Annotated in this window: 13 protein-coding genes; 9 read left to right on the top strand and 4 right to left on the bottom strand. The window is 46.4% G+C overall.

The annotated features are described in order from the left end of the window. Positions 1 to 70 precede the first annotated feature (70 nt). The 4 genes from endA to metK all read right to left on the bottom strand — a co-directional run bounded on the left by endA (position 71) and on the right by metK (position 4,321). Positions 71 to 760 carry a deoxyribonuclease I gene (endA, locus tag QJR74_RS02995; protein ID WP_304373130.1) on the bottom strand — a complete coding sequence of 230 codons (690 nt, stop codon included), beginning with the start codon at positions 758 to 760 and terminating at the stop codon, positions 71 to 73. Positions 761 to 846: 86 nt separating this feature from the next. Next, the gene (locus QJR74_RS03000) at positions 847 to 1,359 is read right to left on the bottom strand and encodes a SprT family zinc-dependent metalloprotease (protein ID WP_304373131.1); all 513 of its coding nucleotides are present in this window, start codon (positions 1,357 to 1,359) and stop codon (positions 847 to 849) included. 52 nt (positions 1,360 to 1,411) lie between these two features. Beyond that, positions 1,412 to 2,809, bottom strand: coding sequence for a sugar porter family MFS transporter (locus QJR74_RS03005; RefSeq protein WP_304373132.1), 1,398 nt, complete (start codon positions 2,807 to 2,809; stop codon positions 1,412 to 1,414). Positions 2,810 to 3,166: 357 nt separating this feature from the next. Next, complete coding sequence (gene metK / locus QJR74_RS03010) at positions 3,167 to 4,321, bottom strand: methionine adenosyltransferase (RefSeq protein WP_304373133.1); 1,155 nt, start codon at positions 4,319 to 4,321, stop codon at positions 3,167 to 3,169. Positions 4,322 to 4,927: 606 nt separating this feature from the next. Here metK and speA point away from each other — a divergent pair. The 9 genes from speA to QJR74_RS03055 all read left to right on the top strand — a co-directional run bounded on the left by speA (position 4,928) and on the right by QJR74_RS03055 (position 15,958). Then, positions 4,928 to 6,904 carry a biosynthetic arginine decarboxylase gene (gene speA, locus QJR74_RS03015; RefSeq protein WP_304373134.1) on the top strand — a complete coding sequence of 659 codons (1,977 nt, stop codon included), beginning with the start codon at positions 4,928 to 4,930 and terminating at the stop codon, positions 6,902 to 6,904. Positions 6,905 to 6,957: 53 nt separating this feature from the next. Further along, complete coding sequence (speB, locus tag QJR74_RS03020) at positions 6,958 to 7,887, top strand: agmatinase (protein WP_304373135.1); 930 nt, start codon at positions 6,958 to 6,960, stop codon at positions 7,885 to 7,887. A gap of 37 nt (positions 7,888 to 7,924) precedes the next feature. Further along, on the top strand, positions 7,925 to 8,335 hold the full coding sequence (locus QJR74_RS03025) for a YidB family protein (protein WP_099824039.1): 411 nt from the start codon (positions 7,925 to 7,927) through the stop codon (positions 8,333 to 8,335). 122 nt (positions 8,336 to 8,457) lie between these two features. Then, complete coding sequence (tkt, locus tag QJR74_RS03030; RefSeq protein WP_304373136.1) at positions 8,458 to 10,446, top strand: transketolase; 1,989 nt, start codon at positions 8,458 to 8,460, stop codon at positions 10,444 to 10,446. A 329-nt stretch (positions 10,447 to 10,775) separates the two neighbouring features. Next, positions 10,776 to 11,804 (top strand): erythrose-4-phosphate dehydrogenase, encoded by a 1,029-nt coding sequence (gene epd, locus QJR74_RS03035; RefSeq protein WP_304373137.1) that lies wholly within the window; start codon positions 10,776 to 10,778, stop codon positions 11,802 to 11,804. Positions 11,805 to 11,844: 40 nt separating this feature from the next. Further along, positions 11,845 to 13,008 carry a phosphoglycerate kinase gene (gene pgk / locus QJR74_RS03040; protein WP_304373138.1) on the top strand — a complete coding sequence of 388 codons (1,164 nt, stop codon included), beginning with the start codon at positions 11,845 to 11,847 and terminating at the stop codon, positions 13,006 to 13,008. 87 nt (positions 13,009 to 13,095) lie between these two features. Next, positions 13,096 to 14,175, top strand: coding sequence for a class II fructose-bisphosphate aldolase (gene fbaA / locus QJR74_RS03045; protein WP_048912641.1), 1,080 nt, complete (start codon positions 13,096 to 13,098; stop codon positions 14,173 to 14,175). 172 nt (positions 14,176 to 14,347) lie between these two features. Continuing rightward, entirely contained in the window at positions 14,348 to 15,199 is an 852-nt protein-coding gene (gene mscS, locus QJR74_RS03050; protein WP_304373139.1) for a small-conductance mechanosensitive channel MscS, read from the top strand. A 132-nt stretch (positions 15,200 to 15,331) separates the two neighbouring features. After that, complete coding sequence (locus QJR74_RS03055) at positions 15,332 to 15,958, top strand: LysE/ArgO family amino acid transporter (protein WP_304373140.1); 627 nt, start codon at positions 15,332 to 15,334, stop codon at positions 15,956 to 15,958. Positions 15,959 to 15,969 lie beyond the last annotated feature (11 nt).

The following is a 15,969-nucleotide window of genomic DNA, read 5'->3' on the forward strand; positions in this document are numbered from 1 at the left end:
TTATCTCTTAATTAAAAATAAATGAATTATGGTATAGCTTGACCGCTGAATCGACTAAATGCAATGCAGATTATGGGCACTGCTTAGCGACCCAAGGATTAATGTTACCCTGTATTTTAGCAATACGACGATCGCGTTGGCATTCCCATGATGTGACGGGGTAAAGCTTATTCCAAGCCATTAACAATTGCGTTTGTTGGCGCGAGAGGGAAAGGTGATATTGGTCACGCATATACAAGGTTATTCGGGCAATGGGTCCACGGGCGCGAGCAGCAGGCTGAGTCAGTTTAGCTTTGAAATCATTAATCATCTCACAGGCACCATACTGAGTAGGGGTACCATTCCATTGGCTATAAGCAAAGTTATTCCGATCACCATTCACCTCACCAATTGCAGGTTCTAGATTATGTAAATCAGCTTCTATTCTTCGATACTCGCTATCTTTGCGACAATTTTTTCTACCACCTTGCTGCCAGCATTGACGTTGATGTCCGAATACCCAGGCTGGTACAACATGTTCCCACTCTATACGAGCAGCTCGTTGCGCATTTTTTCGCGGCTGATAACCACAAGAAGCTAAATCAGGAACCCCTTTTTTACCTTGCCAGTGAATGGTGCAACCACAATAAAACTCTTTGGCACCTTGGTTCACTTCAATCGAGGCCTTTTTAGCCGCTTGGAAATTATCCTGCTGATAAACTTTTGCTAAGGCTGGAGAGGTTGAAATAAGTAAAGCAAGAAAACTAAATCTGAGACGCATATTCTACTTAATCATCAAAGAGACATTAACGCGCCATAATACCTCATTCTGGCTCGAACCGTTGAGCAAAACGCGAACGTCCTTGCTTACCCTTGATAGGGGCCTATCCTGAGCGGCGCAGCGCAGCGGCGGCAGCAATATTCTGTTTCTCCCCGTACTACGCGATTATGGCGTCGTACAGTGAGTTCATGCTGTTGGCAATGACAATGGTAGGTAAAGGTTCGGCCGGCAACAGAGGTTGTGATAAGGCGATGAGTACGCTCGGCTTTGACCTTCAGTACCTCTTCCATCATCCAACGCCATTCTTGGCCATGAGGCGCGACTCGGCCGAATTTTTTCCACACCAATAGATGCGCGAGTTCATGGGGGACCACTTGTTCCACAAAGGCTGAAGGGTTCTCCTCGCACAGTATCGGATTGAGACGGATTTGCCACTCTTTTAACCAAGCGCTACCAGCAGTAGTGCCACGCTGCTGCCAACTGATAGCAGGCTCGGGGAGAGGGTCATCGAAATGGGGAGCAGCAAGAACGAGGTGATGACGTAGCGAGCGATAAATAGCTTGCTGTAAAGCGATAGGCAGGCGGTGATTTTTTTTCATGGAGCGAGGATAACATAAAAAAAGGGGGTGAACTTGTCACCCCCTTATCTGATTAATCGCGTGAGCCGATATCTTTCAGTTTTTTACCTTGCATAAGGTTTCTTTCAATGTGCTCGAGTGAAACGTTTTTAGTTTCTGGAATCAGGCACAGAGTCAGAATGATGAACACTACATTTAGCGCAGCGTATAACCAGAAGGTCCCAGCATTGCCTAAATTGGTGAGTAGCGTTAAGAAGGTCGCCCCAACAATCATATTGGCAATCCAGTTGGTCGCAGTGGAGACAGTGATACCAAAGTCACGACCTTTCAGCGGCTGGATTTCGGAACAAAGTACCCAAATCAACGGACCCGCACTCATCGCGAAACCAACGATAAACATCAGTAGCATGGCGATAGCGAAATATTGCGCACCGGCTGAGTGAATGCCTAAATGCAGCATTGTTCCTAGAACCCCCATACCGGTAGCCATTACGATGAAACCGAGAATCAAGGTAGGTTTACGGCCCCAACGATCGACTAGACCGATAGCAATAAAGGTCGCCAAAACGTTAACCAGACCAACAATGACGGTTCCCCACATTTGCTCAGTGGTATTGGTAAATCCGGCAATTTCAAAAATTTTCGGTGCGTAGTACATGATCACGTTCATACCGGTGAACTGTTGCACAACTTGCAGTAACACACCTAAATAGACAGCCCGGCGGAAGTTGCTATTGCCCTTAAACAGAGCCCAACCGGTTTGCTTGATTTTTAAGCTTTCGCGAATTTCATCTAATTCACGCTTAGCTTGCTCACTCGTATCACGCAGACGATCAAGGACCTTTTGTGCATCATAAAATTGTCCCTTGGCCGCTAACCAACGTGGGCTATTGGGTAAGAATACAACGCCAACCAGTAACAGCGCAGCAGGGATAGTGATTACCCCTAACATCCAACGCCAATCACCACTGTAGCTCAGTGCGGTATCGGAGAGGTAGGCACCTAGAATACCGATGGTGATCATCAATTGGTAAAGTGAAATCATACTACCGCGGATTTTTTCCGGTGCAATCTCAGAAAGGTAAAGCGGTGCAGTGTAAGAAGCAATACCGACAGCAAGTCCTAACAGGACACGAGCGGTAATCAGCATTTCCGGTGAAGTTGCTAACGCTGACCATAATGAGCCGATAACGAATAGAATCGCACCCGCCATCAAGCTTTTCTTACGACCGAGTGAAGAGGACATCCAGCCACTCCCCACAGCACCCACTGCCGCACCGAACATCATTGAGCTGACTATCCACTCTTGTTGATGAGGGGTGACATTGAATTCTTTGGCAATGAAGGGGAGCGCCCCTGCAATAACCCCGATGTCTAAACCAAATAATAAACCTGCGAGTGCAGCGAGAAAGCAGACGAAAAACGTCATCATTTTATTAGACGTTCTACGCTTTGAGTTATTTACAGGCATGAATGCCTCCGATGTTAGATTTCTTATCTTTACGATTCTACGTAATTATATGTCAACTATCAGTGAGCCAGATCACAGCGATGTAATCGATTACATTTTGGACTAAGTAAAGGTTATTAAATCGTTTATAAAATGGTCTGCTCAGCAATTCTTGACAGAACTATACATAAATATCGGGTATTTATAGCCTTAACCTACGAATAAATCATATTTTTTTTACCAATTGATGAAATAGACTCGATCACGACACGGAAAAAAGTCGATGTAATCGTTATCACTTATGAGGAAAAGGGGAGTGAAGGCTAAGATTAGGTGGGGGAAAAACGAGGGCGGGATAATCCCGCCCTAAAGTAAAGATTATTTCAGATTTGCCGCGTCACGGAGTGCTTCAGCTTTATCTGTTTTTTCCCAAGGGAAATGCTCACGGCCAAAGTGACCATAAGCAGCCGTTTCACGGTAGATAGGATGAAGGAGGTCTAACATCTGGATCAAACCATAAGGACGAAGATCAAAGAACTCGCGCACTAGCAGGGTTAACTGCTCGGTTGGCAGTTTTTCAGTACCAAAGGTTTCAACCATGATTGAAGTCGGTTCTGCAACACCAATCGCATAAGAAACTTGAATTTCGCAACGATCAGCTAAGCCTGCAGCAACAATATTTTTTGCAACGTAACGTGCAGCGTAAGCCGCTGAACGGTCAACTTTCGATGGATCTTTACCAGAGAACGCACCACCACCGTGACGCGCCATCCCGCCGTAGGTATCAACGATGATTTTACGACCCGTCAGACCACAGTCACCCATTGGGCCACCAATGACAAAGCGCCCTGTTGGGTTAATAAAATATTTGGTATTCGCGGTGAGCCATTCGGTCGGCAGGACTGGTTTAATAATGGTTTCCATTACTGCTTCTTGTAGCTCTTTTTGACCAATCTGTTCAGCGTGCTGAGTCGACAGGACAACGGCGTCGATACCGACAATCTTGTCGCCATCATATTGGAAGGTAACTTGGCTTTTCGCATCTGGACGTAACCAAGGTAAAGTCCCATCTTTACGGACTTCTGATTGACGTTGAACTAAGCGGTGTGCATAAGTTACCGGTGCTGGCATCAAGACGTCGGTTTCATTGGTTGCATAACCGAACATTAATCCTTGGTCGCCTGCCCCTTGGTCGAGTGGATCTTTACGGTCAACACCTTGATTGATATCGGGAGATTGCTTACCAATCGCATTCAGTACCGCACAGGAGTTCGCATCGAAACCCATATCAGAATGGACATAACCAATGTCACGAACTGTTTGACGCGCAATTTCTTCGATGTCGACCCAAGCTGAGGTCGTGATTTCACCGCCAACTAAAACCATACCGGTTTTTACATAAGTCTCACAGGCTACACGTGCTTTCGGATCTTGTTCGAGGATCGCATCTAATACTGCATCAGAGATTTGATCGGCGATTTTATCGGGATGCCCTTCTGAAACGGATTCTGAGGTGAAAAGATGTTTAGCCATTATATAGTTACCTTGCTTAAGGGATTTATTTCGCGTGTACGCACAATTGGTGCTGCCTCAATCTCGACGTTTTATCTCAAAGAGAACGACGACCTTGAATAGTAAATTTGGAGGAAAACGCTATCGGATGGTTTTCCGTCTGGACGTCTATTCTAGGTTAGGATGGTCGATTAATTCCAGTGATTTTTCTGAATTAGCGCATTGATAGCTACATAGTTATCCTTCTCATCCTAGACCTCAGACAAACATTTTGCATTTTTACCCCCTTAAGGGTATAAATCGCGAACCGCTTTGCCATCTAAAATTGATAAGCGCCGCAACGGAAATAAGATAAGTTAACATTAACGATAACAGTCCTTTAGCGTGCCTTTTAATCAACGACAGGCTGCGAATGTTGTCTGCATAGGTCTTTATTCCGGTTAATGATTACCACGACAATTATCGGCAGTAAAATCGTCATCACGAGTGTTAATTTTCCCTGTACTAACCCATCTATCCGTTGCTAACAAGACGGAAAGGGGCGACTTATGACGAGTATTTGCAGTGCTTAGCGGGTTGCGCTAGGGTAAATACTTAACTGTTTTTTATCTAAGATAGAGGCATGAGATGACCGACGTCATTAAGAATATTCGAGGTTCATCCGCAGGCGAGCACGGTGAGTTACGTTCAATGCAAGAAGTTGCCGTTAACGATCAAGAAGCGAGCCGTATGTTACGTACCTACAATATTGCATGGTGGGGAAATAATTATTATGACGTCAATGAATTAGGTCATATCAGTGTGTGCCCCAATCCTGACATTCCTTCCGCACGTGTTGACTTAGCAAAACTGGTCAAAGAACGAGAAGCGCAAGGCCAGCGTCTTCCGGCACTCTTTTGTTTTCCACAAATTCTACAGCACCGTTTACGTTCGATTAATGTAGCCTTTAAACGTGCGCGTGAATCATTCGGTTATCGTGGGGACTATTTTCTGGTTTACCCGATTAAAGTTAACCAACATAAACGCGTCATTGAGTCATTAATTCACTCAGGGGAGCCTTTAGGTTTAGAAGCCGGTTCTAAAGCAGAATTAATGGCAGTTTTAGCCCATGCGGGACAAACGCGTTCGGTGATTGTCTGTAATGGATATAAAGATCGCGAATATATTCGTCTAGCCCTCATCGGCGAGAAACTTGGCCATAAAGTCTATCTTGTCATCGAAAAAATGACCGAAATACGCTTGGTGCTTGAAGAAGCTGAACGGCTTAACGTGGTACCTCGTTTGGGGATCCGTGCTCGTCTTGCCTCGCAAGGTTCAGGCAAATGGCAATCGAGCGGGGGTGAAAAATCGAAATTTGGTTTGTCCGCTTCACAAGTTTTGGAGCTGGTGGACATTATGCGCCAAGCTGGGCGGATTGAGAGCTTACAGCTACTGCATTTCCATCTTGGTTCCCAAATGGCAAATATCCGCGATATTTACACCGGTGTGCGTGAATCCGCTCGTTTCTACGTTGAACTGGCTCGATTAGGGGTGCAGATCAAGTGTTTCGATGTCGGAGGCGGATTAGGTGTCGATTACGAGGGAACTCGCTCTCAATCTGACTGCTCAGTGAATTACGGCTTAAATGAATACGCCAATAATGTCATTTACGCCATCGGCGAAGCCTGCGATGAGCACGGCCTAGAACACCCAACGGTGATCACTGAATCAGGCCGGGCGGTAACGGCACATCATACTGTCTTGGTTTCGAACATTATTGGTGTAGAGCGTAATAGCTTTACACCACCTCATCCGCCAGAAGATGACTCCCCACGTCCGCTATTGAGCATGTGGAAAACGTGGCAGGAGATGCATGAAACGCAGGGGCATCGTTCATTACGTGAATGGCTTCACGATAGCCAAGTTGATTTATCAGACATCCACACAGGCTATTCTTCTGGGATGTATACACTGACGCAGCGCGCTTGGGCAGAACAGTTATATTTAAATATCTGTCATTATACTCAGCAACACTTGGACCCAAGTAACCGTGCCCATCGCCCGGTGATTGATGAGTTACAAGAGCGTATGGCAGATAAGATATATGTCAATTTCTCGCTGTTCCAATCGATGCCAGATGCCTGGGGTATCGACCAGCTCTTCCCTGTCTTGCCATTAGAAGGGCTGAATAAGCAACCTGAACGTCGGGCAGTATTATTAGATATTACTTGTGATTCAGATGGGACCATCGATCACTATATAGATGGCGACGGTATCGCAACCACGATGCCAATGCCTGAATATGATCCAGACAATCCGCCAATGCTTGGTTTCTTTATGGTTGGTGCTTACCAAGAAATTTTAGGGAATATGCACAACTTATTCGGAGATACCGAAGCCGTTAACGTCTACGTTAATGGAAATGGTGAAGTGGATGTCGAATTATCCGATGAAGGGGATACCGTTGCAGATATGTTGGAGTATGTTCAGTTAAATCCACAAGAATTACTGAGCCTGTTCTACCAACAAGTCAAAGCCAGTGATATCGCCGAAGAGCTTCGAGACCAATTCTTATCGGAATTTGAGAGCGGTTTGTACGGCTACACTTACCTAGAAGATGAATAAATTTATTATCTAGGCGCTGTCTAGTCGGCGCCTTCGTAAAGGAAAATTAGAATATGTACAATACTTTAGGTAACGAGTATGACAATTCATTGGTGTCTAATGCCTTTGGTTTTCTGCGTTTCCCCCTCAATTTCCAGCCTTACGAAAGTGATGCGGAATGGGTTATCACCGGTGTACCTTTCGATGCGGCAACCTCTGGCCGACCTGGTAGCCGCTTAGGCCCGAATGCGATTCGTCAGGTCTCCACGCATTTAGCGTGGGAAGGGTGCCGTTGGCCTTGGAAATTTGATTTACGTAAAGCACTTAACGTGGTCGATGGCGGGGATCTGGTCTATGCCTTTGGTGATTCAGCTGATATGTCGGCAAAATTACAGGCCCATGCGGAGAAACTGCTTGCGAACGGCAAGCGTATGCTGACCTTCGGTGGCGACCATTATATTTCCTTACCATTACTGCGCGCTCACGCGAAACATTTCGGTAAAATGGCCTTAGTGCATTTCGATGCTCACACCGATACCTATTCAAATGGTCCAACTTTCGACCATGGCACAATGTTTTACACTGCGCCGAAAGAAGGGCTTATCGATCCCGAGCATTCAGTACAAATCGGTATTCGGACTGAATACGACCCGTCACTGGGTTTTACTGTTCTGGATGCAGCATGGGTTAACGATACTGCCGTAGAAGATATTCTTGCTCAAATTCGCCAAACCGTAGGCGACTTACCGGTCTACCTGACCTTCGATATCGATTGTCTTGATCCCGCTCATGCGCCCGGTACCGGTACGCCTGTAGTAGGAGGCTTGACCAGCGATAAAGCGACGAAATTACTCCGTGGCTTACAAGGACTAAACATCGTTGGAATGGACTTAGTGGAAGTGGCTCCAGGCTATGATCATGCAGATATTACTGCGCTCGCGGCGGCAACCGTTGCCTTAGATATGCTACATGTGCAGGCGGCTAATAAGCAGGCTCAGCGTTAATCATTATTCTAAATAGTTAAATTACGAGGAGTGTAAGATGGGATTACTCGATAGCATTGTCGGATCACTAACGGGTGGAGAAGGGCAACAAAATTCTCTGAGTCAACTTCAAGCAGTCTGGTCTTGGGTACAAGAGCAGGGCGGTGTAGAAGTGCTGATCCAAAAATTCCAGCAAGGTGGCTTAGGGGAAATCCTCTCTTCATGGCTGAGTAATGGTAGCAACCAATCTGTTAGCCATAGCGACATTCAATCTGCTTTTAGCCAGCAAGATTTACAATCACTGGCAGATAAGCTTGGTACCGATGTTCAAGGCGCTTCAGGCACGTTATCTGAAGTTCTGCCGCAGCTGGTTGATAAAATCTCCCCGCAAGGTGAAGTCCATCCTGAAGCCAGTGGTAACGCGCAAAATGACCTCGGTTCATTAGTAGATTCAATTTTCAAGCGTTAAATTGTGCGGATCGAATGTACTTTCGTTCGGCACATCATGTACATTGAAACAACTACGTTTCCAATTTGTGTTGAAAGTGTTTAAAAATCAACATAACTCAATCATCCGATCTGGAGTGAAAGATGCCTTCTGAAAAAAAACTTGCTAATGCGATTCGTGCACTCAGTATGGATGCGGTCCAACGCGCTAAATCTGGCCACCCAGGTGCACCGATGGGCATGGCAGATATCGCTGAAGTATTATGGCGTGAATTCTTAAACCATAACCCTAGTAATCCATCCTGGGCAGACCGTGACCGTTTCATCCTCTCTAACGGCCACGGCTCAATGCTGATCTACAGCTTGCTGCACCTCAGCGGTTACGATCTACCGATCGAAGAATTGAAAAACTTCCGTCAACTGCACTCTAAGACCCCGGGCCACCCAGAATACGGCTACACCGTGGGTGTCGAGACAACGACCGGCCCATTAGGTCAAGGTATTGCGAATGCCGTCGGTTTTGCGATTGCAGAACGTACACTGGCTGCGCAGTTTAACCGTCCAGGCCATGACATTGTTAATCACTACACCTACGCCTTCATGGGTGACGGCTGTATGATGGAAGGGATTTCGCACGAGGCTTGTTCTTTAGCGGGTACTCTGCAACTGGGTAAATTAATCGCTTTCTATGATGACAACGGTATCTCTATCGATGGTCATACTGATGGCTGGTTTAGTGATGACACAGGCTTACGCTTCGAATCTTACGGCTGGCATGTTATCCGTGGTGTTGATGGTCACAATAATGAGTCTATCCGTCGTGCGGTAGAAGAGGCTCGTGCTTCTGAGCGTCCAACGCTGATCATGTGCAAAACCGTTATCGGATTTGGTTCTCCCAACAAAGCCGGTACCCATGATTCACACGGTGCACCACTAGGCGACGACGAAATCACACTGACTCGTAAAGCGTTAGAGTGGGACGCAGCGCCATTCGAAATTCCTGCAGATGTTTATGCTGCATGGGATGCAAAAGAAGCTGGTGCGAAGAAAGAGCAGGTATGGAATGAGAAATTCGATGCCTATGCAAAAGCTTTCCCTGAGTTAGCGGCAGAGTTCAAACGTCGTACGGCTAACGAGCTTCCAGCAAATTGGGCTGCGGAATCACAAAAATTTATCGAAGATCTTCAAGCCAACCCACAAAAAATTGCTAGCCGTAAAGCGTCACAAAATGCAATTGAAGCATACGGCAAGTTGTTACCTGAGTATCTGGGTGGTTCTGCAGACTTAGCACCAAGTAACCTAACCATGTGGTCTGGTTCCAAGTCGATCAAAGACGACGCTGCAGGTAACTACATCCACTATGGTGTGCGTGAATTTGGTATGACCGCCATTGCAAACGGCATCTCGCTGCACTCAGGTTTCATTCCTTATACTGCAACCTTCCTGATGTTTGTGGAGTATGCACGTAATGCTGCGCGGATGGCTGCGCTGATGAAACTGCGCCAAATTCTGGTTTATACCCATGACTCTATCGGTTTAGGTGAAGATGGTCCTACGCACCAACCTGTTGAGCAGGTTGCAAGCTTACGTACAACGCCAAATATGAGCGTATGGCGTCCAGCAGACCAAGTTGAAACCGCGGTAGCGTGGAAAGAAGCTATCGAGCGTCAAGATGGCCCTTCTGCCCTGATTCTTTCTCGTCAAAACCTCGCGCAACAAACGCGTACCGCTGAGCAACTTGCAGCGATTAGCAAAGGTGGTTACGTTCTGAAGGATAGCGAAGGTCAACCAGAGCTTATCTTTATCGCCACCGGTTCGGAAGTACAGCTAGCGGTTGACGCGGCAGACAAATTGACCGCAGAGGGACGTAAAGTTCGTGTTGTTTCGATGCCTTCTACCGACCACTTCGATAAGCAAGATGCTGCTTACCGTGAATCCGTACTGCCTGCAGCTGTGACCGCACGTGTCGCGGTTGAAGCGGGTATTGCTGATTACTGGTACAAGTACGTTGGTTTAAACGGTGCAATCGTTGGAATGACCACCTTCGGTGAATCTGCACCTGCAGAGCAACTGTTTGAAGAGTTTGGCTTTACCGTAGACAACGTGGTCGCAAAAGCGAAAGCTATTCTGTAACCACAGCATTGATGAGATAAAAGCATGGCATGTGCCATGCTTTTTTTTGCTCAAAACTAAGTGACTCGCGACGAAACGGCGGCTAACTGATTACTGGCAAAACATTCCTATCCCGCTATCCAACACTCTAATATGTGATCTTGATCGTATTTTGGGAAAGACTGTTGATCTCTGTCATTCCGCTTAGTCGGGAGTTGATTTATTCTCAAGATGACGTAATCAGTCGACTGAAAATTGGGTATCAAAATTTATCAAATCGTTGTAGCCTCAAAGATAATCTTTGTTTTAGGGCGAGCAGTCCCTACGTTCATCAAGGTAATAGATAAGCAATGAGCCTTAGAATTGCGATTAACGGTTTTGGTAGAATTGGTCGGGCTGTCGTACGAGCGTTATATGAGACGGGCCGTCACCTTGACGTTACCGTTGTGGCGATAAATGAAGTCGCCGAAAGCCGTGGTATGGCGCATCTTTTAAAATATGACACAACTCACGGGCAATTTGCATGGGAAGTTAGACTCGAAGGCGAGCAGCTTTTTATTGGTAGAGACGCAATCACCTTACTCCACCATTCAGCAATCTCTGAATTGCCGTGGGGCGACCTCGATATTGACGTCGTTTTAGACTGTACTGGGGTTTATGGAAGTCGTGCTCACGGTGAAGCACACCATCGCGCGGGTGCACGTAAAGTCCTCTTTGCCCACCCTGGTGAAGCCGACTTAGATGCCACTATTGTTTACGGTGTAAATCATGACACACTCTTACCTGAACATCGTTTTGTCTCCAATGCTTCCTGTACCACCAACTGCATTATCCCTGTAATCAAATTGTTGGACGATGCTTTCGGGATTGAATCCGGTACCGTCACCACCATTCATTCTGCGATGCACGACCAGCAAGTCCTTGATGCTTACCATCCTGACCTGCGTAGAACTCGTGCGGCCAGTCAGTCGATTATTCCTGTCGATACACGGCTCTCAGCAGGTATTACGCGAATTTTCCCCAAATTTCTCGATCGATTCGAAGCCATTGCGGTTCGGGTGCCGACCATCAATGTCACTGCTATCGATCTTAGCGTAACGCTGGAACAAAAAGTGACAGCACAGCAAGTCAATCATCTATTGCAGGAAGCTGCCAATGGCTGCTTTCATGGTATAGTCGACTATACCGAGCTGCCACTGGTGTCAGCGGACTTTAATCATGATCCACACAGTGCCATTGTCGATGGTTCGCAAACGCGAGTCAGTGGAGGGCACTTGGTAAAAACGTTAGTATGGTGTGATAACGAATGGGGCTTCGCAAACCGAATGATCGATACCTGTTTAGCGATGTCTGACAACACTTTCAAACCTGTCGCATAAGCGGCGGGATAAACTTAAAGAGTCAATAAGAGGATTCACCATGTCTGTAATCAAAATGACCGATCTGGATCTTGCTGGAAAACGTGTTCTGATTCGTGCTGATCTTAATGTGCCGGTCAAGGATGGGAAAGTGACGTCAGATGCGCGTATCCGTGCATCACTACCGACCATTGAACAAGCCCTGAAGCAAGGCGCGAAAGTAATGGTGACCTCGCACTTAGGCCGTCCAACAGAAGGCGAATATAACGAAGAATTCTCTCTGCTACCTGTTGTGAACTACCTCAAAGACAAACTTACTGGTACAGAAGTAAGCTTGTCCAAAGACTATCTTGACGGCGTCAATGTGGAAGCCGGTCAATTAGTGGTATTAGAAAACGTTCGCTTTAATAAAGGCGAAAAGAAAGACGAAGAAACCCTTGCGAAAAAATATGCCGCTCTCTGTGACGTCTTTGTTATGGATGCTTTCGGTACCGCTCACCGCGCCCAAGCTTCTACTCATGGCGTAGGAAAATTTGCACCTGTTGCTTGTGCGGGTCCATTACTGTCAGCAGAACTTGAAGCGTTAGGCAAAGCGATGAGCAACCCAGCTCGTCCTATGGTTGCAGTGGTAGGGGGATCTAAAGTGTCCACCAAATTTGATGTACTGCAATCTTTAGTCGGTATTGCCGATACCGTCATCGTCGGAGGCGGCATTGCCAACACTTTCGTTGCCATCGAGAATAACGTTGGTAAGTCACTGTACGAGCCAGACTTTGTTGAAGCAGCGAAAAAGCTCCGTGATGAACATGGGATCCCTGTTCCCGTTGACTCACGCGTCGGGACCGAATTCTCTGAAACGGCTCCTGCCACCGTCAAGAAAGTGAACGAGATCCAAGACAACGAAGAAATTATGGATTTCGGTGACGAGACTGCGGCGCAAATGGCCAAAATTTTAAAAGAAGCCAAAACCATCCTCTGGAACGGTCCAGTGGGCGTTTTTGAGTTCCCTAACTTCCGTAAAGGAACTGAAATCGTGGCTAATGCTATCGCAGATAGCGATGCGTTCTCAGTCGCGGGTGGCGGTGATACGCTGGCGGCAATCGACCTATTTGGTATTGAAGATAAAATTTCATACATCTCCACGGGTGGCGGTGCATTCCTTGAGTTTGTGGAAGGCAAAAAGCTCCCAGCTGTAGCAATGTTAGAAGAGCGTGCGAAACAATAATAAATTTTGAGGAGGGCTATCTCTCCTCTATTTTCTACCGCTGAAAAGATGATCTCAGCTTACGACCAACGAAACAGGACAACACTTATGTCTAAAATTTTTGATTTCGTAAAACCGGGTGTCGTTACGGGTGAAGACGTACAAAAAGTTTTCCAAGTAGCTAAAGAGAATAAATTCGCGTTACCAGCAGTCAACTGCATCGGTACTGACTCAATCAATGCGGTTTTAGAAGCGGCAGCCAAAGCTAAAGCGCCGGTGATTGTTCAGTTTTCTAACGGCGGTGCAGCATTCCTAGCAGGCAAAGGTTTTACCTCAGATAAGCCACAAGCAGCGGCTATCCTTGGTGCCATCACGGGTGCGCAACACGTCCATCTGATGGCTGAGCAATACGGTGTACCCGTTATTCTTCATACCGACCACTGTGCGAAAAAATTACTGCCATGGATCGACGGATTGCTGGATGCAGGCGAAGCACACTTTAAAAATACCGGTAAGCCACTGTTCTCTTCTCACATGATCGACCTGTCAGAAGAGTCGTTAGAAGAGAATATCGAAATCAGCGGTCAATACCTTGCGCGTATGGCGAAGATGGGAATGACGCTTGAAATCGAATTGGGCTGTACGGGTGGGGAAGAAGATGGTGTCGATAATTCACACCTCGATAACTCCGCGCTTTACACTCAGCCAGAAGATGTGGACTACGCTTACCAAAAGCTCAGCGCTATCAGTCCTAACTTCACCATTGCAGCATCATTCGGTAACGTGCACGGTGTGTATAAGCCAGGTAACGTCCAACTGACGCCAAAAATTCTGAGAAACTCTCAAGACTACGTGAGCGAGAAGCATAACCTTCCTCACAACAGCCTGAACTTTGTTTTCCACGGCGGTTCAGGTTCTTCAGCCGAAGAAATTAAAGAGTCTATCGAGTACGGTGTCATTAAAATGAACATCGATACCGATACGCAATGGGCAAACTGGGACGGTATTCTTCAGTTCTACAAAAAGAATGAAGGCTACTTACAGAGCCAACTGGGTAACCCAGAAGGTGACGATAAGCCAAACAAAAAATACTATGACCCACGTGTCTGGTTACGTGCGGCACAAAGTTCAATGGTTGTTCGCTTAGAGCAAGCCTTCCGTGAACTGAATGCTATCGACCGCCTGTAATCCCTTCCCAAACGCCAGCTTAGCTGGCGTTTTCTTTATCTCCCTCCGTAAAATTCTTGAAGTTGTGTGACGAGGTTGGCAATTTACCGGTTTTTAGTTACCCTTTTTAGTTAGGCATCTCTCATCGATGCTTCTTCAGCTATTTATTGGGAACTAACGACAGGAAAATTTAATGCAAGATCTTAACGTAGTGAGCGGCTTACATAATGCCGGGACTTGGATTGAAAAAAACCAGTCACTTTTATTAAGTTATGTAGTGAATATTGCCGCAGCATTAGTCATCCTTTTTATCGGATTTACTGTTGCGAAAATCGTTTCAAGAACCATTAATAAAGTCTTACTTTCGCGTCATATCGATCAAACCGTCGCTGACTTTATCTCGATGATCGTTCGTTATGCGATTATCGCATTCACCCTTATCGCCGCAGTCAGCCGAGTCGGTGTGCAAACAGCGTCCTTTATTGCAGTGCTGGGGGCAATCGGTGTTACCGTCGGTTTAGCGTTACAAAATTCACTTTCAAACTTTGCTGCAGGGGTACTACTAGTCACCTTTAGACCTATTCGGGTTGGGGAGTTTGTGGATGTGGGGGGATGTTCGGGTACCGTACTGAACGTACAAATCTTCCAAACTACGCTGAAAACCTCTGACGGTAAGATTGCTGTGATTCCTAATGGCTCAATCTTCACCGGCAAAATTATCAACTATTCCCGTGAACCAGAGCGTCGTAACGAATTTATTATTGGTGTCGCTTACGATGCTGATATTGATTTAACGATGAAAGTGTTACGTGAAGTCGTCGAAGCCGATAAGCGTGTCATCAAGGATAAAGGTATCGTTGTCGCCTTAAATGAAATGGCACCATCATCTCTTAACTTTATTGTACGTTGCTGGAGCAAGAGCGATGACTTACAACAAGTATACTGGGACTTGATGGCCGACTTTAAACGTGCGTTAGATAAAAACCAAATTGGCATCCCATTCCCGCAAATGGATGTCCATCTGGTCCGTAGCAGCGAAAGCTAACGTCTCGCCTCCGCAGTCAGCCACTCTGGCTGTGGAGTATTCATTTTACTAATTGCCCCCCATTTTTTTTAATTTCCTTTCGAAGCCCTCCTCATCGCACAATTAACCTTTCTTTTGGCTAAGGTGCTATAGATGTCTGTTTTTATTCAAGGTTTTACTTTAGGGGCGGCGCTGATCCTGCCTATTGGTCCACAAAATACTATCGTGCTGCGTCAAGGCATGTTACGCCGCTATGCGTTATTTGCTGCGACCTTTTGTGTAATTAGCGACATGTTGCTGATCTCAACGGGCGTATTAGGTGGGGCAGCTTTTTTACAACACTACCCGCTGTTAATGTTAGGCATGACTTGGATGGGAGTGCTCTTTTTACTCTGGTATAGCTACGGATTAATAAAAACCCTTCGTCACCCAGTGCGGGTCGCAGGGGAAGGCGGGGCGGCACAGTCATTAGGTCAATTGTTGCTAACGCTGTTCGCCGTTACCTGGCTAAACCCCCATGTCTATTTAGATACGGTCGTTTTACTGGGCAGTATAGGTAGCCAAATTCCAGAAGAACAACGTGTGACCTTCGTCATTGGGGCGGTGTCGGCTTCAATTATCTGGTTCTATTTACTTTCCTCGGTATCAACGCTGCTCTCAGCCAAGCTTTTGCAGCCGCGTATTCAGAGGTTAATATCTCTTACGGTCATTGTCTTATTACTGTCACTCGCGTTTAGACTGGCCAGTGAAGGCGTGATAATGTGGCAACATTACAGATAAAGGAGCGTAAC

The organism is Tatumella ptyseos, assembly GCF_030552895.1.
GTDB classification, from domain to species: Bacteria; Pseudomonadota; Gammaproteobacteria; order Enterobacterales; family Enterobacteriaceae; genus Rosenbergiella; species Rosenbergiella ptyseos_A.